The organism is Janthinobacterium sp. Bl 1 (assembly GCF_058215535.1).
In genome coordinates this window covers 190,818-210,922 of the sequence record NZ_CM177086.1, presented here as the reverse complement: position 1 = coordinate 210,922, position 20,105 = coordinate 190,818, and the positions used below count along the sequence as shown (strand labels likewise).

The 20,105-nt window shown below is 54.3% G+C and carries 9 protein-coding genes, 4 tRNA genes and 6 rRNA genes; 17 read left to right on the top strand and 2 right to left on the bottom strand.

Going from position 1 to position 20,105, the window contains the following annotated elements; all coding sequences use genetic code 11:
- Nucleotides 1-316 precede the first annotated feature (316 nt).
- The 16 genes from AC4BCN_RS00870 to rrf (AC4BCN_RS00795) all read left to right on the top strand — a co-directional run bounded on the left by AC4BCN_RS00870 (nt 317) and on the right by rrf (AC4BCN_RS00795) (nt 14,913).
- Nucleotides 317-1,847 (top strand): 16S ribosomal RNA (locus tag AC4BCN_RS00870).
- A gap of 100 nt (nt 1,848-1,947) precedes the next feature.
- Nucleotides 1,948-2,024 (top strand) — tRNA-Ile (locus AC4BCN_RS00865).
- A gap of 12 nt (nt 2,025-2,036) precedes the next feature.
- Nucleotides 2,037-2,112 (top strand) — tRNA-Ala (locus AC4BCN_RS00860).
- A 249-nt stretch (nt 2,113-2,361) separates the two neighbouring features.
- Nucleotides 2,362-5,237, top strand: a 23S ribosomal RNA gene (locus AC4BCN_RS00855).
- Between the two features lie 138 nt (nt 5,238-5,375).
- Nucleotides 5,376-5,488, top strand: a 5S ribosomal RNA gene (gene rrf / locus AC4BCN_RS00850).
- Together the 16S, 23S and 5S rRNA genes with 2 tRNA genes alongside form the textbook arrangement of a ribosomal RNA operon.
- Entirely contained in the window at nt 5,489-5,707 is a 219-nt protein-coding gene (locus tag AC4BCN_RS00845; protein ID WP_490492349.1) for a hypothetical protein, read from the top strand.
- Nucleotides 5,708-5,737: 30 nt separating this feature from the next.
- Entirely contained in the window at nt 5,738-6,526 is a 789-nt protein-coding gene (locus AC4BCN_RS00840; protein WP_034756878.1) for a transporter substrate-binding domain-containing protein, read from the top strand.
- A 15-nt stretch (nt 6,527-6,541) separates the two neighbouring features.
- On the top strand, nt 6,542-7,210 hold the full coding sequence (locus AC4BCN_RS00835; protein ID WP_034756880.1) for an amino acid ABC transporter permease: 669 nt from the start codon (nt 6,542-6,544) through the stop codon (nt 7,208-7,210).
- Complete coding sequence (locus AC4BCN_RS00830; RefSeq protein ID WP_034756882.1) at nt 7,207-7,857, top strand: amino acid ABC transporter permease; 651 nt, start codon at nt 7,207-7,209, stop codon at nt 7,855-7,857. The genes AC4BCN_RS00835 and AC4BCN_RS00830 overlap by 4 nt, the downstream gene beginning before the upstream one ends.
- Nucleotides 7,844-8,572, top strand: coding sequence for an amino acid ABC transporter ATP-binding protein (locus AC4BCN_RS00825; RefSeq protein ID WP_034756885.1), 729 nt, complete (start codon nt 7,844-7,846; stop codon nt 8,570-8,572). The genes AC4BCN_RS00830 and AC4BCN_RS00825 overlap by 14 nt, the downstream gene beginning before the upstream one ends.
- Before the next feature lie 26 nt (nt 8,573-8,598).
- Entirely contained in the window at nt 8,599-9,297 is a 699-nt protein-coding gene (locus AC4BCN_RS00820) for a GntR family transcriptional regulator (protein ID WP_338680176.1), read from the top strand.
- Between the two features lie 433 nt (nt 9,298-9,730).
- A 16S ribosomal RNA gene (locus tag AC4BCN_RS00815) occupies nt 9,731-11,261 on the top strand.
- A 100-nt stretch (nt 11,262-11,361) separates the two neighbouring features.
- Nucleotides 11,362-11,438: transfer RNA gene (locus tag AC4BCN_RS00810), tRNA-Ile, on the top strand.
- 10 nt (nt 11,439-11,448) lie between these two features.
- Nucleotides 11,449-11,524: transfer RNA gene (locus AC4BCN_RS00805), tRNA-Ala, on the top strand.
- 262 nt (nt 11,525-11,786) lie between these two features.
- Nucleotides 11,787-14,662, top strand: a 23S ribosomal RNA gene (locus AC4BCN_RS00800).
- A 138-nt stretch (nt 14,663-14,800) separates the two neighbouring features.
- Nucleotides 14,801-14,913, top strand: a 5S ribosomal RNA gene (gene rrf, locus AC4BCN_RS00795).
- Nucleotides 14,914-15,153: 240 nt separating this feature from the next.
- On the opposite strand, the gene dacB is transcribed toward rrf (AC4BCN_RS00795), so the two are convergent.
- Both dacB and AC4BCN_RS00785 read right to left on the bottom strand, forming a co-directional pair.
- Nucleotides 15,154-16,656, bottom strand: coding sequence for a D-alanyl-D-alanine carboxypeptidase/D-alanyl-D-alanine endopeptidase (gene dacB / locus AC4BCN_RS00790; RefSeq protein ID WP_490492348.1), 1,503 nt, complete (start codon nt 16,654-16,656; stop codon nt 15,154-15,156).
- Between the two features lie 8 nt (nt 16,657-16,664).
- Nucleotides 16,665-17,903, bottom strand: a complete 1,239-nt coding sequence (locus AC4BCN_RS00785; RefSeq protein ID WP_034753725.1) for a nucleoside recognition domain-containing protein — start codon at nt 17,901-17,903, stop codon at nt 16,665-16,667.
- Between the two features lie 217 nt (nt 17,904-18,120).
- Between AC4BCN_RS00785 and AC4BCN_RS00780 the strand changes: the two genes are divergently transcribed.
- Nucleotides 18,121-19,923: an ABC transporter substrate-binding protein gene (locus tag AC4BCN_RS00780; protein WP_490493644.1), complete on the top strand. Its 1,803-nt coding sequence runs from the start codon at nt 18,121-18,123 to the stop codon at nt 19,921-19,923.
- The last annotated feature ends 182 nt before the right edge of the window (nt 19,924-20,105 follow it).

Below are 20,105 nucleotides of genomic sequence, written 5' to 3'. Positions count from 1 at the left end.
ATGAGCAGGAAAGAAGGAGTTGACGGATTTAGCGAAATGCTTCATACTCTTCCTTCTTCGCAGCTGACAAACACAACGCTTTGTCGATAGCGCGAAAGCAGTACCGAATACAGTTCTTTAACAATTAACAGTCGATAAGTGTGGGCATTTGATGTAAGTGCAGCGTCAATCTTCGGATTGGCGTCTAACTTAAAATATCAAATGTTCACAAGAAATAATGAAATAGGATACGTCTACGAAAGTAGCCTGTCAGTTTTTTGAGTGAGCGACCCGTCAGCAATGACGGTGCCGGTAAAACGGCAAAGTAACAGAGATTAAACTGAAGAGTTTGATCCTGGCTCAGATTGAACGCTGGCGGCATGCCTTACACATGCAAGTCGAACGGCAGCACGGAGCTTGCTCTGGTGGCGAGTGGCGAACGGGTGAGTAATATATCGGAACGTACCCTGGAGTGGGGGATAACGTAGCGAAAGTTACGCTAATACCGCATACGATCTAAGGATGAAAGTGGGGGATCGCAAGACCTCATGCTCGTGGAGCGGCCGATATCTGATTAGCTAGTTGGTAGGGTAAAAGCCTACCAAGGCATCGATCAGTAGCTGGTCTGAGAGGACGACCAGCCACACTGGAACTGAGACACGGTCCAGACTCCTACGGGAGGCAGCAGTGGGGAATTTTGGACAATGGGCGAAAGCCTGATCCAGCAATGCCGCGTGAGTGAAGAAGGCCTTCGGGTTGTAAAGCTCTTTTGTCAGGGAAGAAACGGTGAGAGCTAATATCTCTTGCTAATGACGGTACCTGAAGAATAAGCACCGGCTAACTACGTGCCAGCAGCCGCGGTAATACGTAGGGTGCAAGCGTTAATCGGAATTACTGGGCGTAAAGCGTGCGCAGGCGGTTTTGTAAGTCTGATGTGAAATCCCCGGGCTCAACCTGGGAATTGCATTGGAGACTGCAAGGCTAGAATCTGGCAGAGGGGGGTAGAATTCCACGTGTAGCAGTGAAATGCGTAGATATGTGGAGGAACACCGATGGCGAAGGCAGCCCCCTGGGTCAAGATTGACGCTCATGCACGAAAGCGTGGGGAGCAAACAGGATTAGATACCCTGGTAGTCCACGCCCTAAACGATGTCTACTAGTTGTCGGGTCTTAATTGACTTGGTAACGCAGCTAACGCGTGAAGTAGACCGCCTGGGGAGTACGGTCGCAAGATTAAAACTCAAAGGAATTGACGGGGACCCGCACAAGCGGTGGATGATGTGGATTAATTCGATGCAACGCGAAAAACCTTACCTACCCTTGACATGGCTGGAATCCCCGAGAGATTGGGGAGTGCTCGAAAGAGAACCAGTACACAGGTGCTGCATGGCTGTCGTCAGCTCGTGTCGTGAGATGTTGGGTTAAGTCCCGCAACGAGCGCAACCCTTGTCATTAGTTGCTACGAAAGGGCACTCTAATGAGACTGCCGGTGACAAACCGGAGGAAGGTGGGGATGACGTCAAGTCCTCATGGCCCTTATGGGTAGGGCTTCACACGTCATACAATGGTACATACAGAGCGCCGCCAACCCGCGAGGGGGAGCTAATCGCAGAAAGTGTATCGTAGTCCGGATTGTAGTCTGCAACTCGACTGCATGAAGTTGGAATCGCTAGTAATCGCGGATCAGCATGTCGCGGTGAATACGTTCCCGGGTCTTGTACACACCGCCCGTCACACCATGGGAGCGGGTTTTACCAGAAGTAGGTAGCTTAACCGCAAGGAGGGCGCTTACCACGGTAGGATTCGTGACTGGGGTGAAGTCGTAACAAGGTAGCCGTATCGGAAGGTGCGGCTGGATCACCTCCTTTCTAGAGTTTGCACGAATCATGTAAATGATTCACGCATCAAATGTTCACACTTATCGGCTGTTATAAGAAGAAGAAACAGTAGTCGTAGTAGTTCCGCGTTGGGGCTGTAGCTCAGCTGGTTAGAGCACCGTGTTGATAACGCGGGGGTCGTTGGTTCGAGTCCAACCAGCCCTACCAGTACAAATCTCAGGGGGATTAGCTCAGCTGGGAGAGCACCTGCTTTGCAAGCAGGGGGTCGTCGGTTCGATCCCGTCATCCTCCACCAAAGTTTTACTCGAAAGTGCAAACGTAAGCCGGTCAACAAGACTGGGTTTAGGTTTGATCTTTTAGCGATCAAAGCTGTTTCGTTCTTTAACAATCTGGAAGAAGTAAAGATTATTTATTGATCGGTTTGCCGTAAAAAGCAAATCGATGGGTAATGATTGTATGTATCAACAAACAAGCAACAACGTTGTACTTTCTTATCCCTGTAGCGCTCTTTGATGACTTCGGTCTTCAGAGGCTAACGTTATAGGGACAAGCGAATAAGTGCACATGGTGGATGCCTTGGCGATTACAGGCGATGAAGGACGTAGTAGCTTGCGATAAGCTGCGGGGAGTGAGCAAACACACTTTGATCCGCAGATTTCCGAATGGGGCAACCCACCCTTTTAGGGTATTGCATACTGAATACATAGGTATGCAAGGCGAACGCGGCGAACTGAAACATCTAAGTAGCTGCAGGAAAAGAAATCAACCGAGATTCCCAAAGTAGCGGCGAGCGAAATGGGAAGAGCCTGTACGTGATAGTCGGACCGATAACAGAATCCTCTGGAAATAGGAGCCATAGTGGGTGATAGCCCCGTATGTGAAATCGGACCGGTGGTACTAAGCGTACGACAAGTAGGGCGGGACACGTGACATCCTGTCTGAATATGGGGGGACCATCCTCCAAGGCTAAATACTCGTAATCGACCGATAGTGAACCAGTACCGTGAGGGAAAGGCGAAAAGAACCCCGGAAGGGGAGTGAAATAGATCCTGAAACCGTGTGCATACAAACAGTAGGAGCGGACTTGTTCCGTGACTGCGTACCTTTTGTATAATGGGTCAGCGACTTACATTCAGTGGCAAGGTTAACCAGATAGGGAAGCCGTAGAGAAATCGAGTCCGAATAGGGCGATCAGTCGCTGGGTGTAGACCCGAAACCAAGTGATCTACTCATGGCCAGGATGAAGGTGCGGTAACACGCCCTGGAGGTCCGAACCCACTAATGTTGAAAAATTAGGGGATGAGCTGTGGGTAGGGGTGAAAGGCTAAACAAACTTGGAAATAGCTGGTTCTCTCCGAAAACTATTTAGGTAGTGCCTCAAGTATCACCATCGGGGGTAGAGCACTGTTATGGCTAGGGGGTCATTGCGACTTACCAAACCATTGCAAACTCCGAATACCGATGAGTGCGAGCTTGGGAGACAGACGTCGGGTGCTAACGTCCGGCGTCAAGAGGGAAACAACCCAGACCGCCAGCTAAGGTCCCAAAGATTGGCTAAGTGGAAAACGAAGTGGGAAGGCTAAAACAGTCAGGATGTTGGCTTAGAAGCAGCCATCATTTAAAGAAAGCGTAATAGCTCACTGATCGAGTCGTCCTGCGCGGAAGATGTAACGGGGCTAAGCCAGTCACCGAAGCTGCGGATATCTAGCAATAGATATGGTAGGAGAGCGTTCTGTAAGCCTGCGAAGGTGTCTTGTAAAGGATGCTGGAGGTATCAGAAGTGCGAATGCTGACATGAGTAGCGATAATGGGGGTGAAAAGCCTCCACGCCGTAAGCCCAAGGTTTCCTGTTCAACGTTCATCGGAGCAGGGTGAGTCGGCCCCTAAGGCGAGGCAGAGATGCGTAGCTGATGGGAAGCAGGTTAATATTCCTGCACCGTCGTATGATGCGATGGGGGGACGGWTCGCGTATGGMSGVCCAACTGTTGGAATAGTCAGTTTCTGTCTCATAGAAGGCGCTTAGGCAAATCCGGGCGCAGGATTCAAGGGGATGGGACGAGTGAACTTGTTCACGAAGCAATCGGAAGTGGTTCCAAGAAAAGCCTCTAAGCTTCAGTCATACGAGACCGTACCGCAAACCGACACAGGTGGGCGAGATGAGTATTCTAAGGCGCTTGAGAGAACTCGGGAGAAGGAACTCGGCAAATTGGTACCGTAACTTCGGGAAAAGGTACGCCCCGGTAGCTTGATTGGTTTACTCCATGAGGGTGAAAGGGTTGCAATAAACTGGTGGCTGCGACTGTTTAATAAAAACACAGCACTCTGCAAACACGAAAGTGGACGTATAGGGTGTGACGCCTGCCCGGTGCTGGAAGATTAAATGATGGGGTGCAAGCTCTTGATTGAAGTCCCAGTAAACGGCGGCCGTAACTATAACGGTCCTAAGGTAGCGAAATTCCTTGTCGGGTAAGTTCCGACCTGCACGAATGGCGTAACGATGGCCACACTGTCTCCTCCCGAGACTCAGCGAAGTTGAAATGTTTGTGATGATGCAATCTACCCGCGGCTAGACGGAAAGACCCCATGAACCTTTACTGTAGCTTTGCATTGGACTTTGAACCAATCTGTGTAGGATAGGTGGGAGGCTTTGAAGCGGGGACGCTAGTTCTCGTGGAGCCAACCTTGAAATACCACCCTGGTTTGTTTGAGGTTCTAACCTTGGTCCGTTATCCGGATCGGGGACAGTGCATGGTAGGCAGTTTGACTGGGGCGGTCTCCTCCTAAAGTGTAACGGAGGAGTTCGAAGGTACGCTAGATACGGTCGGACATCGTGTTGATAGTGCAATGGCATAAGCGTGCTTAACTGCGAGACTGACAAGTCGAGCAGGTACGAAAGTAGGACATAGTGATCCGGTGGTTCTGTATGGAAGGGCCATCGCTCAACGGATAAAAGGTACTCTGGGGATAACAGGCTGATTCCTCCCAAGAGTTCATATCGACGGGGGAGTTTGGCACCTCGATGTCGGCTCATCACATCCTGGGGCTGTAGCCGGTCCCAAGGGTATGGCTGTTCGCCATTTAAAGTGGTACGTGAGCTGGGTTTAAAACGTCGTGAGACAGTTTGGTCCCTATCTGCCGTGGGCGTTGGAAATTTGAAGGGGGCTGCTCCTAGTACGAGAGGACCGGAGTGGACGAACCTCTGGTGTACCGGTTGTCACGCCAGTGGCATTGCCGGGTAGCTAAGTTCGGAAGAGATAACCGCTGAAAGCATCTAAGCGGGAAACTTGCCTTGAGATGAGATTTCCCAGAGCCTTGAGCTCTTTGAAGGGTCGTTCGAGACCAGGACGTTGATAGGCTGGGTGTGGAAGTGCAGTAATGCATTAAGCTAACCAGTACTAATTGCCCGTACGGCTTGTCCCTATAACCTTAGCAGGTACAGAGGATAAGACGGTACAACGTTGCGTGTGTGTTGATACTACCAGTCATTACCCCAATCTTTGCTTCTTCCAGATTCAGGCTTTGTCGCTCCACAGRGGACAAATGCCAGTACAAGTTATGCCTGATGACCATAGCAAGTTGGTCCCACCCCTTCCCATCCCGAACAGGACCGTGAAACAACTTTGCGCCGATGATAGTGCTGCAACCAGTGTGAAAGTAGGTTATCGTCAGGCTTGTTATTCGCCGTAAGAGAAAAACCCGTCAAGCAATTGGCGGGTTTTTTTCGTCTGGTGGTTTGTTGGGCGCACCCGATTCGTGCATGGTGTGGTGCAGAAAGTCAGGCACTGCTCAAAAACTATGCAGAAATGGGAGCTTTGCAGATCGTATGCAGGCTTTGTATGCAGGCACGGAAACTGCTCAAGGATTATGGCGCGCTGTTCATCACGGGATAGCACGCTCCATCCCACCTTGAGGAGTTGTCCATGAACCGTCGTTCGATCCTGTTGTCGCTGATCTTGTCCGCCACCGTACTTGCCGCACCGCTGACCCATGCCGAGGCGCTCGACGATATTCTCAAGGCCAAGGTCTTGCGCGTGGCCGTGCCCCAGGATTTCCCGCCTTTCGGATCGGTCGGCCCTGACATGAAACCCGTTGGCTACGACATTGACGTGGCCGCAATGCTGGCCAAAGGCCTTGGCGTCAAGCTGGAATTGGTGCCTGTGACCAGCGCCAATCGCATTCCTTACCTCAATACCAAAAAAGTCGACCTGGTTATTTCCAGTCTCGGTAAAAACCCGGAGCGTGAAAAAGTCATCGATTTCAGCGCAGCGTATGCGCCGTTCTTCAGCGGCGTATTCGGTGGTGCGGATCAGACGATCAGCAAGGCCGAGCAACTGGCAGGTAAAACCGTGGGCGTCACCCGCGGCGCCGTGGAAGATCTTGAACTGAGCAAGATTGCGCCGGCCAATACCACCATCAAGCGTTTTGAAGATAATAACGCGACCATTTCTGCTTTCCTGTCCGGCCAGGTGCCCTTGATTGCCACTGGCAACGTGGTGGCTGGCGCAATTGTCGAAAAACAGCCTGCCAAAAAACTCGAATTCAAATTCTTTATCAAAAATTCTCCATGCTACGTCGGCATCAATAAAAGCGAACCGAAGTTACTGGCGCAAATCAATACCATCCTGGCCAAGTCGAAAGAAGACGGCAGCCTCAATACCATCGCCCAGAAATGGCTGAAAACAACGCGTCCTGTCACCGCCCTGCTGTAACGGGTCAAGCGCACCATGGCATACACTTTTGATTTCAGCAGTATCTGGGAATACCGCGAGTACCTGTACAACGGCGTGATCGGCACCTTGCGTTTGACACTCGTTGGCACCGTGCTCGGTGTCGCCATCGGTATTCTTGGCGCCATCTCGCGTGCCTGGAAACTGCCCGTGCTGTTCCCGGTCTACACCGTGTATGTGGAGCTGATCCGCAACACGCCGTTCATCGTGCAGCTATTTTTTGTTTTCTTTGGCTTGCCCAGCCTCGGCATTCATTTGAGCGAGTGGCAGGCGGCAACGATTGCGATGGTGCTCAACCTGGGCGCCTATAGCACCGAGATCATCCGCGCCGGCGTAGAGTCTGTGCCGAAAGGCCATATCGAGGCCGCTTCGGCGCTGGCGATGTCGCGCTTCCAGATTTTTCGCTGCGTGATCCTGCGCCAGGCCTTGCTCAAGATGTGGCCAGCCTTGTCGAGCCAGATCGTGATCGTGATGCTGGGATCGTCCGTGTGTTCGCAAATTTCGGCCGAAGAGCTGACTTTTGGCGCCGGCTTCATTACCTCGCGTAACTTCCGCTCCTTCGAAGTGTATTTCGTCGTCACCATCATGTACTTTTTGCTGGCGGTCGGCGTGCGCCGCGCGTTGGGCCTGTTTGGCCGCTACGTGCTGGCAAGCAGAGCCACATGAGCGATTTTTCCCTGTGGGACATCATTCGCAACTTGCTGCTGGCGGGGCGCTGGACGGTCTTGCTGTCCTTGATCGCCTTTGTTTGCGGTGGCCTGGTCGGTATCGCCATCCTGATGATGCGCACCTCGAGCGCGCGGCTGCTGCGCAAGTTTGCTGTCATGTACATCGAGCTGTTCCAGGGCACGCCGCTGCTGATGCAATTGTTCCTGCTGTTCTTTGGCCTGTCGCTGACCGGCATGCAAGTGTCGCCCTGGCTGGCCGCCAGCGTGGCCCTGACCTTGTTTACCAGCGCCTACCTGGCGGAAATCTGGCGCGGTTGCGTCGAGGCGATTCCGCGCGGTCAGTGGGAAGCGTCTGCCAGCACGGCAATGACATATATAGAACAGATGCGCCACGTGATCTTGCCGCAGGCGTTGCGCATCGCCGTTGCACCGACGGTCGGATTTTCCGTGCAGGTCGTGAAAGCGACGGCGGTCACGTCCATTATTGGTTTTGTCGAGCTGACCAAGGCCGGCTCGATGATCAGCAACGCCACGTTTGCGCCCTTCACCGTGTATGGCCTGATCGCCCTGATGTATTTTTGCCTGTGTTTCCCGCTTTCGCTGTATGCCCGCCGCCTGGAAAGGAAAATCAATGTCTCTCGTTAGCATCAATGGATTGCACAAGCGCTTTGGTACGCATCATGTCCTCAAGGGCATCGACTTGCGCGTCAAGGAAGGCCAAGTGACGGCAGTGATCGGACGCAGTGGTTCGGGCAAGAGTACCTTGCTGCGCTCGATCAATGGACTCGAAAGTTTCGACGAAGGCTCGCTCGACGTCGATGGCGTGAGGGTCGCCGTCGGCCAGACCGATTTGCGCCAGTTGCGCCTGAAAGTCGGCATGGTGTTTCAGCAGTTCAATCTGTATCCGCATCTGACGGCCGGACAGAATGTGATGCTGGCGCCGACGGTGGTCAAAAAAATCGGCAAGCAGCAAGCAGAGGCGCTTGCGCGCGATGCGCTGGCAAAAGTCGGCCTTGCCGATCGCTTTCAGTCGTTTCCAGACCAGCTGTCGGGCGGCCAGCAGCAGCGTGTGGCAATCGCCCGGGCGCTGGCGATGCAGCCGAAAATACTGTTGTGCGATGAAATCACCTCGGCGCTCGACCCGGAACTGGTGAACGAAGTGCTGGCCGTGGTGCGCAAGCTGGCCGAAGATGGCATGACCTTGATCATGGTCACGCATGAAATGCGCTTCGCACGTGAGGTGGGCGATCAATTGGTGTTCATGCACCAGGGAAAAATCCATGAGCAGGGTGATCCGAAGACGCTGTTTGCCGCGCCGTCAACGCCGGAGCTGGCCAGTTTCATCAGTTCGGTTTCCTGATCGTTTTTGCCAAAGCCAGATCCCGCATGCTTGACCCCACTACACCAGCTGTTACCAACTCGTGCGAGGAGATCGCTGCGGATATTGCGGCGGCGATTATCGAACGCCGCTTGCCCTCTGGCACCAAGCTCAAGGAAGAGGCCCTGGCCCGCGTGTATTCGGTCAGTCGTACCAAGATCTGTGCGGCCTTGCTGATGCTGTCGAAGGATGAGCTCATCGAGATCATTCCGGAAAAGGGCGCTTGTGTGTGCAAGCTCAGTGAACGCGAGGCGCGCGAAATCTTTGCCGTGCGCCGCACGCTCGAGGCCTGTCTGGCGCGTGATTTCGTGACCATCGCCAAGGCCGACGATTATCGCCGCATCGATGCGCACCTTGCGCTGGAACGCCAGGCCCTGGCACAAAACGATCTGCCGCTGCGCGCCAGGTTGCTGGGTGACTTTCACATCCTGCTGGCCGATATCGTTGGTAATCTGGTGTTGAAGGAAATCTTGCGCAAACTGACGGCGCGGACCTCGCTGATCGCCATGCACCAGCAGTCCAGCGAAGACGCCAGTTGCTCATCGGATGAGCATGCGCTGTTCATCGAGGCGGCCAAGGCTGGCAATGCCGACGCTGCAGTCGGCATCATGTTGCATCATCTCGACCAGGTGCTCAAGGCGCTGCATGTTGATGCCCCGGAGTCTGTCGACAAGAAAAACCTGGTCAAAGCCCTGCTGGCCGCCTGAACAAAAACACGGATAGCGATTGAAAGCCCTTGCCAAGACTGGCGGGGCTTTGCTATAGTTCGCCTCCCCAATGAGACGCAGTCAAATGCGAGATAAAAGGGACAGTCTGAAAAGGCTGGGTAGTAAAAAGAAGGAGTTGACGGACGTAGCGAAATGCTTCATACTCTTCCTTCTTCGCAGCTGACAAACACAACGCTTTGTCGATAGCGCGAAAGCAGTACCGAATACAGTTCTTTAACAATTAACAGTCGATAAGTGTGGGCATTTGATGTAAGTGCAGCGTCAATCTTCGGATTGGCGTCTAACTTAAAATATCAAATGTTCACAAGAAATAATGAAATAGGATACTTCTTCGGAAGTAGCCTGTCAGTTTTTTGAGTGAGCGACCCGTCAGCAATGACGGTGCCGGTAAAACGGCAAAGTAACAGAGATTAAACTGAAGAGTTTGATCCTGGCTCAGATTGAACGCTGGCGGCATGCCTTACACATGCAAGTCGAACGGCAGCACGGAGCTTGCTCTGGTGGCGAGTGGCGAACGGGTGAGTAATATATCGGAACGTACCCTGGAGTGGGGGATAACGTAGCGAAAGTTACGCTAATACCGCATACGATCTAAGGATGAAAGTGGGGGATCGCAAGACCTCATGCTCGTGGAGCGGCCGATATCTGATTAGCTAGTTGGTAGGGTAAAAGCCTACCAAGGCATCGATCAGTAGCTGGTCTGAGAGGACGACCAGCCACACTGGAACTGAGACACGGTCCAGACTCCTACGGGAGGCAGCAGTGGGGAATTTTGGACAATGGGCGAAAGCCTGATCCAGCAATGCCGCGTGAGTGAAGAAGGCCTTCGGGTTGTAAAGCTCTTTTGTCAGGGAAGAAACGGTGAGAGCTAATATCTCTTGCTAATGACGGTACCTGAAGAATAAGCACCGGCTAACTACGTGCCAGCAGCCGCGGTAATACGTAGGGTGCAAGCGTTAATCGGAATTACTGGGCGTAAAGCGTGCGCAGGCGGTTTTGTAAGTCTGATGTGAAATCCCCGGGCTCAACCTGGGAATTGCATTGGAGACTGCAAGGCTAGAATCTGGCAGAGGGGGGTAGAATTCCACGTGTAGCAGTGAAATGCGTAGATATGTGGAGGAACACCGATGGCGAAGGCAGCCCCCTGGGTCAAGATTGACGCTCATGCACGAAAGCGTGGGGAGCAAACAGGATTAGATACCCTGGTAGTCCACGCCCTAAACGATGTCTACTAGTTGTCGGGTCTTAATTGACTTGGTAACGCAGCTAACGCGTGAAGTAGACCGCCTGGGGAGTACGGTCGCAAGATTAAAACTCAAAGGAATTGACGGGGACCCGCACAAGCGGTGGATGATGTGGATTAATTCGATGCAACGCGAAAAACCTTACCTACCCTTGACATGGCTGGAATCCTCGAGAGATTGAGGAGTGCTCGAAAGAGAACCAGTACACAGGTGCTGCATGGCTGTCGTCAGCTCGTGTCGTGAGATGTTGGGTTAAGTCCCGCAACGAGCGCAACCCTTGTCATTAGTTGCTACGAAAGGGCACTCTAATGAGACTGCCGGTGACAAACCGGAGGAAGGTGGGGATGACGTCAAGTCCTCATGGCCCTTATGGGTAGGGCTTCACACGTCATACAATGGTACATACAGAGCGCCGCCAACCCGCGAGGGGGAGCTAATCGCAGAAAGTGTATCGTAGTCCGGATTGTAGTCTGCAACTCGACTGCATGAAGTTGGAATCGCTAGTAATCGCGGATCAGCATGTCGCGGTGAATACGTTCCCGGGTCTTGTACACACCGCCCGTCACACCATGGGAGCGGGTTTTACCAGAAGTAGGTAGCTTAACCGTAAGGAGGGCGCTTACCACGGTAGGATTCGTGACTGGGGTGAAGTCGTAACAAGGTAGCCGTATCGGAAGGTGCGGCTGGATCACCTCCTTTCTAGAGTTTGCACGAATCATGTAAATGATTCACGCATCAAATGTTCACACTTATCGGCTGTTTAATTAAGAAGAAACAGTAGTCGTAGTAGTTCCGCGTTGGGGCTGTAGCTCAGCTGGTTAGAGCACCGTGTTGATAACGCGGGGGTCGTTGGTTCGAGTCCAACCAGCCCTACCAGTCATACCTAGGGGGATTAGCTCAGCTGGGAGAGCACCTGCTTTGCAAGCAGGGGGTCGTCGGTTCGATCCCGTCATCCTCCACCAAAGTTTTACTCGAAAGTGCAAACGTAAGCCGGTCAACAAGACTGTGGTTTAGGTTTGATCTTTTAGCGATCAAAGCTGTTTCGTTCTTTAACAATCTGGAAGAAGTAAAGATTATTTATTGATCAAGTCTATGCGTGCAGCAATGCATGAGGCGACTTGATGGGTAATGATTGTATGTATCAACAAACAAGCAACAACGTTGTACTTTCTTATCCCTGTAGCGCTCTTTGATGACTTCGGTTTTCAGAGGCTAACGTTATAGGGACAAGCGAATAAGTGCACATGGTGGATGCCTTGGCGATTACAGGCGATGAAGGACGTAGTAGCTTGCGATAAGCTGCGGGGAGTGAGCAAACACACTTTGATCCGCAGATTTCCGAATGGGGCAACCCACCCTTTTAGGGTATTGCATACTGAATACATAGGTATGCAAGGCGAACGCGGCGAACTGAAACATCTAAGTAGCTGCAGGAAAAGAAATCAACCGAGATTCCCAAAGTAGCGGCGAGCGAAATGGGAAGAGCCTGTACGTGATAGTCGGACCGATAACAGAATCCTCTGGAAATAGGAGCCATAGTGGGTGATAGCCCCGTATGTGAAATCGGACCGGTGGTACTAAGCGTACGACAAGTAGGGCGGGACACGTGACATCCTGTCTGAATATGGGGGGACCATCCTCCAAGGCTAAATACTCGTAATCGACCGATAGTGAACCAGTACCGTGAGGGAAAGGCGAAAAGAACCCCGGAAGGGGAGTGAAATAGATCCTGAAACCGTGTGCATACAAACAGTAGGAGCGGACTTGTTCCGTGACTGCGTACCTTTTGTATAATGGGTCAGCGACTTACATTCAGTGGCAAGGTTAACCGCATAGGGAAGCCGTAGAGAAATCGAGTCCGAATAGGGCGATCAGTCGCTGGGTGTAGACCCGAAACCAAGTGATCTACTCATGGCCAGGATGAAGGTGCGGTAACACGCCCTGGAGGTCCGAACCCACTAATGTTGAAAAATTAGGGGATGAGCTGTGGGTAGGGGTGAAAGGCTAAACAAACTTGGAAATAGCTGGTTCTCTCCGAAAACTATTTAGGTAGTGCCTCAAGTATCACCATCGGGGGTAGAGCACTGTTATGGCTAGGGGGTCATTGCGACTTACCAAACCATTGCAAACTCCGAATACCGATGAGTGCGAGCTTGGGAGACAGACGTCGGGTGCTAACGTCCGGCGTCAAGAGGGAAACAACCCAGACCGCCAGCTAAGGTCCCAAAGATTGGCTAAGTGGAAAACGAAGTGGGAAGGCTAAAACAGTCAGGATGTTGGCTTAGAAGCAGCCATCATTTAAAGAAAGCGTAATAGCTCACTGATCGAGTCGTCCTGCGCGGAAGATGTAACGGGGCTAAGCCAGTCACCGAAGCTGCGGATATCTAGCAATAGATATGGTAGGAGAGCGTTCTGTAAGCCTGCGAAGGTGTCTTGTAAAGGATGCTGGAGGTATCAGAAGTGCGAATGCTGACATGAGTAGCGATAATGGGGGTGAAAAGCCTCCACGCCGTAAGCCCAAGGTTTCCTGTTCAACGTTCATCGGAGCAGGGTGAGTCGGCCCCTAAGGCGAGGCAGAGATGCGTAGCTGATGGGAAGCAGGTTAATATTCCTGCACCGTCGTATGATGCGATGGGGGGACGGATCGCGGAAGGTTGTCTGACTGTTGGAATAGTCAGTTTCTGCTTCATAGAAGGCACTTAGGCAAATCCGGGTGCGGAATTCAAGGGAGTGGGACGAGTGCACTTGTGCACGAAGCAATCGGAAGTGGTTCCAAGAAAAGCCTCTAAGCTTCAGTCATACGAGACCGTACCGCAAACCGACACAGGTGGGCGAGATGAGTATTCTAAGGCGCTTGAGAGAACTCGGGAGAAGGAACTCGGCAAATTGGTACCGTAACTTCGGGAAAAGGTACGCCCCGGTAGCTTGATTGGTTTACTCCATGAGGGTGAAAGGGTTGCAATAAACTGGTGGCTGCGACTGTTTAATAAAAACACAGCACTCTGCAAACACGAAAGTGGACGTATAGGGTGTGACGCCTGCCCGGTGCTGGAAGATTAAATGATGGGGTGCAAGCTCTTGATTGAAGTCCCAGTAAACGGCGGCCGTAACTATAACGGTCCTAAGGTAGCGAAATTCCTTGTCGGGTAAGTTCCGACCTGCACGAATGGCGTAACGATGGCCACACTGTCTCCTCCCGAGACTCAGCGAAGTTGAAATGTTTGTGATGATGCAATCTACCCGCGGCTAGACGGAAAGACCCCATGAACCTTTACTGTAGCTTTGCATTGGACTTTGAACCAATCTGTGTAGGATAGGTGGGAGGCTTTGAAGCGGGGACGCTAGTTCTCGTGGAGCCAACCTTGAAATACCACCCTGGTTTGTTTGAGGTTCTAACCTTGGTCCGTTATCCGGATCGGGGACAGTGCATGGTAGGCAGTTTGACTGGGGCGGTCTCCTCCTAAAGTGTAACGGAGGAGTTCGAAGGTACGCTAGATACGGTCGGACATCGTGTTGATAGTGCAATGGCATAAGCGTGCTTAACTGCGAGACTGACAAGTCGAGCAGGTACGAAAGTAGGACATAGTGATCCGGTGGTTCTGTATGGAAGGGCCATCGCTCAACGGATAAAAGGTACTCTGGGGATAACAGGCTGATTCCTCCCAAGAGTTCATATCGACGGGGGAGTTTGGCACCTCGATGTCGGCTCATCACATCCTGGGGCTGTAGCCGGTCCCAAGGGTATGGCTGTTCGCCATTTAAAGTGGTACGTGAGCTGGGTTTAAAACGTCGTGAGACAGTTTGGTCCCTATCTGCCGTGGGCGTTGGAAATTTGAAGGGGGCTGCTCCTAGTACGAGAGGACCGGAGTGGACGAACCTCTGGTGTACCGGTTGTCACGCCAGTGGCATTGCCGGGTAGCTAAGTTCGGAAGAGATAACCGCTGAAAGCATCTAAGCGGGAAACTTGCCTTGAGATGAGATTTCCCAGAGCCTTGAGCTCTTTGAAGGGTCGTTCGAGACCAGGACGTTGATAGGCTGGGTGTGGAAGTGCAGTAATGCATTAAGCTAACCAGTACTAATTGCCCGTACGGCTTGTCCCTATAACCTTAGCAGGTACAGAGGATAAGACGGTACAACGTTGCGTGTGTGTTGATACTACCAGTCATTACCCCAATCTTTGCTTCTTCCAGATTCAGGCTTTGTCGCTCCATCGAGGACAAATGCCAGTACAAGTTATGCCTRAKGACCATAGCAAGTTGGTCCCACCCCTTCCCATCCCGAACAGGACCGTGAAACAACTTTGCGCCGATGATAGTGCTGCAACCAGTGTGAAAGTAGGTTATCGTCAGGCTTGTTATTCGAAAAAACCCCTTCCGGTGATCCGGTTGGGGTTTTTTTACGTCTGGGGTTTTTGTTGGGCGCCGCAGGTGGTGTCGGCTTACGCGCTGCGCGCTAAGCCGACCTACGTTTATTGGATGGCGGGTGGGTCGGATTAGCGTAGCGTAATCCGACAACTCAGCAGCCAAGTGACAAACAGGTGACAAACGAAAAGAAGCAGCGCTACGCGCTGCCTTTCTACCTTTGCTTCCCTTTATTGACCGGCCACCGCCTGCGTGGCGCCGCTCCTGGCGACCCATTCGATCAGCGCATCGACAGCCGCGCGGCCGTTGCCGTTACCGACCAGGTCGCTATTGATCATGGCGACCACCACGCACAGCTGGTTGTTGGCGTCGGGGACATAGCCGGCGATGGCCACCACATTCTTTAACGTTCCCGTCTTGATGCGGGCCCGCGCGGCGGCCGGGCTGTTCAACAGGCGCTTGCGCATGGTACCGTCCAGCGCAACGATGGGCAGGCTGGACTGGAACTCGGGTGCCCACGGACTTTGCTGCATGGCCTGCAAGACGCCGGCCATTTGCGCAGGCGCAATGCGTCCCGTGCGCGACAGGCCGGAACCGTTGTCGACCAGCATGCCCAGGGTGTCGATCTGGTGCCGCTGGAACCATTCCTGGATCACTTGCCGCGCACGCGTGGCTGTGTCTTCCGGCGCCGCCATGGCGACGGGGCGGCTGCCCAGCCAGCCATCGCTTTGCAAGCTGCCCAGGCTCAGGAACAGGGTGCGGGCCAGAGTGTTGTCGGAGGTCTTATTGATATCGCGCAAGACCTCGGGCAAGGCGCGCGCGACATGGTCGGCCAGCATGCGTGTGCCGACCGGTTCGGCCGTTGGCGGCAAGCCGGTTGCCGGCGCTTCGCGCACCGTGCCCGTGATCGTGCCGCCCAGGCGTTTCCAGGTCGCACGGAACAAGCGGTCTGCGTAATCGTTGCGATCAAGCACATTGATGCTGGTGGCCTTGCTGCAATTTTGCGGGAAGGTGCCGTGCAGGATTACCTGCAGCTTGCCGCTCGCATCGCGCCGGTATTCGGGCGGGCGCCAGCCGTCTTCCCATCTGGCGCAACTGCCCTTGATGAGTTTCATGTCGCTCGTGATGCTGACGTTCTCGAGCGCCGGCTGCATCAGGATGCTCAATTGCCGCTCCGTCGAGTGCATATTGATATCGAGCAGATTTGTATTCAGCAGCAAGGCATCGGGGATGACGTTGTAGCGGAATTCGGCCGACTCGTCGAAGGGCGGCGCACCGATGTCGGGCCGGGCCGGCTGGAACAGCTGGCGGTCGAGGATCAGGTCGCCCTTGATTTTCACGATCCCCTGGTTGCGCAAGGTTTGCAGCATGTGCTCCAGCACGTCCGCATTGAAATCCGTGTCGGCGCCGCCGCGCAGGATCAAATCGCCCTTCAGTACGCCATTGATGACGTCGGCGCTGGTGCGCAACTCCGTGCGGCCGCGGAAGATGGGGCCCAGCTGCTCCAGGCCCACGGCCGTCGTCACCAGCTTCATGGTGGACGCCGGCTGCATGCTGCGTTCGGCCCCATGCGACAGCACGGTGGTGTTGCCGCGCAAGACGATGGCGCCCATGGCGTCTTCGGGAATATTTGCGCTGCGCAACAGCAGGCTGACGGATTCGGGCAATTGCGCCTGGGCAGTCGACAGGCCAAGACCCGCCAACAGTGCCGCCATCAGAACAGGACGTAACATGGTGCTCCTTAGTGGAAAAAGACGTAGGCAACGAAGACGGCGGTGATCACGCCAGCCAGATCCGCGATCAGGCCGGCCGTGATGGCATAGCGCGTCTTGCGGATGCCCACCGAGCCGAAATACAGGGCCACGATATAGAAGGTAGTGTCGGCCGAGCCCTGGAAGACACAGGCCAGGCGGCCGACGAAGGAGTCGACGCCGTAGGTATTCATGGCATCGATCATCATGGCTTTCGAGCCGGAGCCGCTGAGCGGCTTCATCATCGCCGTTGGCAGGGCGGGCACGAAGTCCGTATTGATACCCAGGTTGGCAAAGAACCAGTTCATGCCGCTCATCAGGAAATTGAACACGCCCGCGTTGCGGATCACGCTGATGGCCACCAGCATGCCGACCAGGTAGGGAATCACGGTAATCGACGTCTGGATGCCGCCTTTCGCGCCCTCGATGAAGGCGTCGTACACGTTCACTTTCTTGCGCAGCGCGCCAATAATAAATATGGCGATCACGCTGATCAGCACCAGGTTGCTGACCACTTTCGAGACCAGCTCGATTTCCTGTTTCGTCAGGTATTGCGTGAAGTACCAGATCATGGCGACGATGGCGCTCGTCATGCCGCCCATCCAGCCCAGCACGACTCTGTTGAGCAAGTTGATGCGCTGCTTGATGGACACCGTGATGATGCCGACCATGGTGGCCACATAGGTGGCGATCATGCACGGGATAAAGATGTCGGACGGGTCGGCCGCGCCGAGGATGGAGCGCTGCGCCATGATGGCCAGCGGAATCAGGGTCAGGCCCGAGGTATGCAGCACCAGAAACATGATTTGCGCATTCGTCGCCTCTTCCTTGTTCGGGTTCAAGGTTTGCAGGCTTTCCATGGCCTTCAAGCCGAACGGCGTGGCGGCATTGTCCAGGCCCAGCAGGTTGGCCGAGAAATTCATCACCATGTGGCCCGTGGCCGGATGGTCTTTCGGAATTTCCGGGAAGATGCGCGAAAAGAACGGTGCGATCACTTTCGCCAGCCAGCCGACGATGCCCGCCTTTTCGCCGATGTTCATGATGCCGAGCCACAAGGTCATCACGCCCGCCAGCGGCAGGGCGATATCCATCACGCCCATGCGCGCCGTCTCGAACGTGCCGTCGATGATGCGCTTGAAGATATCGGTATCGCCGAGGAACAGCCACTGCAGCACTGCGGCCAGGAAGCCAACGAGGAAAAAGCCGGACCAGATGTAATTAAGTGCCATATGCGATCAGTTCTGTGTGTCGGGAGTGAAAAATGTCTGCAAACAAAGTATAGGGGCAGCCCGATACGAGTTGATGAAAGAATGCAGCAATCGCATGCCAAAAAGTTATAAGCTGGCAGCCTGTTTTCATTGGCGCCCCGCAGCGTGCCCGCGTAGTGTGGGGGATGCCTGTCGCTTACCGCTGTTCCTTACCCTTGTCTGCACTGGATTACTGATGATGTTTTTACGCAAAACCGCCTGCGCCGCCGGCCTGGCCCTGTTGACGCTTTTCACCGCGCCCGCGCATGCCGCCGCCGATGGCCGCACGAACAAGACCTTGCACCTGTTCCTCAGCACCAGCGAGACGGGCCTGGATCCGGCCGTGGCATCGGACCTGGCCAGCCTGAATTTGATGGAAAACATCTTCGATCCGCTCTTGCGCTATGACTACCTGGCGCGCCCCGTGCAGCTGCAGGGCAATACGGCGCGCGCCATGCCGACCGTGGAAGATGGCGGGCGCACCTATACCTTTCACTTGCAGCCCGGCATTTTCTTTACGCCCGATCCTGCCTTCAAGGGCAAGCCGCGCGAAGTGACGGCGCAGGATTATGTCTACAGCCTGACGCGGCTGTATGACCCCAGCCTGAAGTCGCCGTGGCTGTTCTTGCTGGAAGACAAGCTGGTGGGCGATGCGGCCCTGAAAACAAAATTCAGCTACGACACGCCGATCGCCGGCTTGCAGGCGCTGGACAAATACACCTTGCGCATCCGCCTGAACGGCGTCGACCCGAACTTCCTGTTTTACCTGGCCATGCCGGCGACCGCTGTGGTGGCGCGCGACGTGGCTGAAGCGTATCCGGCGGCAGGGCAGATCGGCAACCATCCCGTGGGCACGGGGCCGTTCCTGGTGAAGGAGTGGAAACGCAGCGACAAGATCGTGCTGCAAGCCAATCCGACTTTCCGCCCCACCGTGTTCCATACGGAAACCAAGGCGCTGGCCGCCTTGCCCGTCGACGCGCGCGCTATTGCCACAGCGCTGGAAGGCAAGCAACTACCACTGGTCGAGCGCATCGAGGTGCGCATCGTCGAGGAATATCAATCGCGCATGCTGGGTTTCCTGAAAGGCGAGTTCGATTACCTGGAGCAAGTGCCCGAATCGATGACGGACATGGTGCTGGAAAACGGTGCGCTGAAACCGGCACTGGCCGCCAAGGGCATGCAACTGACGCGCTTTCCCGTGCTGCAGACGTATTACATGTGGATGAACATGGACGACCCCGTGCTGGGCGGCACGAGCAAGGACAAGCTGGCCCTGCGGCGCGCCATCGCTCTCAGCTACAACAGCCGCGAAGATATCGCGCTATTGAAAAAAGGGTTGGCCTTGCCGGCCCAGTCGCCGCTGCCGCCCAATGTGCTCGGCTACGACAAGAACTACCGCAGCCCCGTCGGCTACGATCCGGCCCTGGCGCGCGCCCTGCTCGACCGCTTCGGCTACAAGGCGGGTCCAGACGGTTTCCGCACCCAGCCCGATGGCACGCCCTTGATTCTGACCATGCATACGGAGCCGAGCACGGTGGGCCGCTTGCGTGATGAATTGTGGCGCCGCAATTTGAATGCCATCGGCGTGCGCGTGGAATTTAAAAGCGACAAGAAGACGGAAATCATCAAGGCCTCGCGCCTGGGCAAGGTGCAGATGTTCGAGACCAACTGGATCGCCGACTTCCCCGATGGTGATAACTTTATGCAATTGTTGTACGGTCCCAACAGTGGCCGCGCCAACTATGCCCGCTTCAACTTGCCCGATTACAATAAACGCTATGAGGAGGCGCGCCTGCTATCCGATACGCCGCGCCGACGCAGTCTGTACTTCGACCTGTTTCAGCTGATCCACGCTTACACGCCGTGGGTGCTGCTGACGCATCCCATCTCTGCCGACCTGCAGCAACCGTGGCTAAAAAACTACAGGCGCCACCCCGTGGAATTCACGTCCTGGCGCTATCTGGACGTGGATAAAGCCAAGGGTAGCCCCACAGGCAAGTGACCATGTCGCTGAAAAGGGCATTCATTCCAAAAAGTTATGGTTAGGAAAGCATTTTTCATTGGCTGGCCGCGGATGCATCGCGCTACTCTGAAAATGAAAACAAATAAAGTCATGCGCAATTGTCATAAAAAAATGTACTGCGAGACAGACGTTGCGACATATCTATACAGCCTGACTTGATG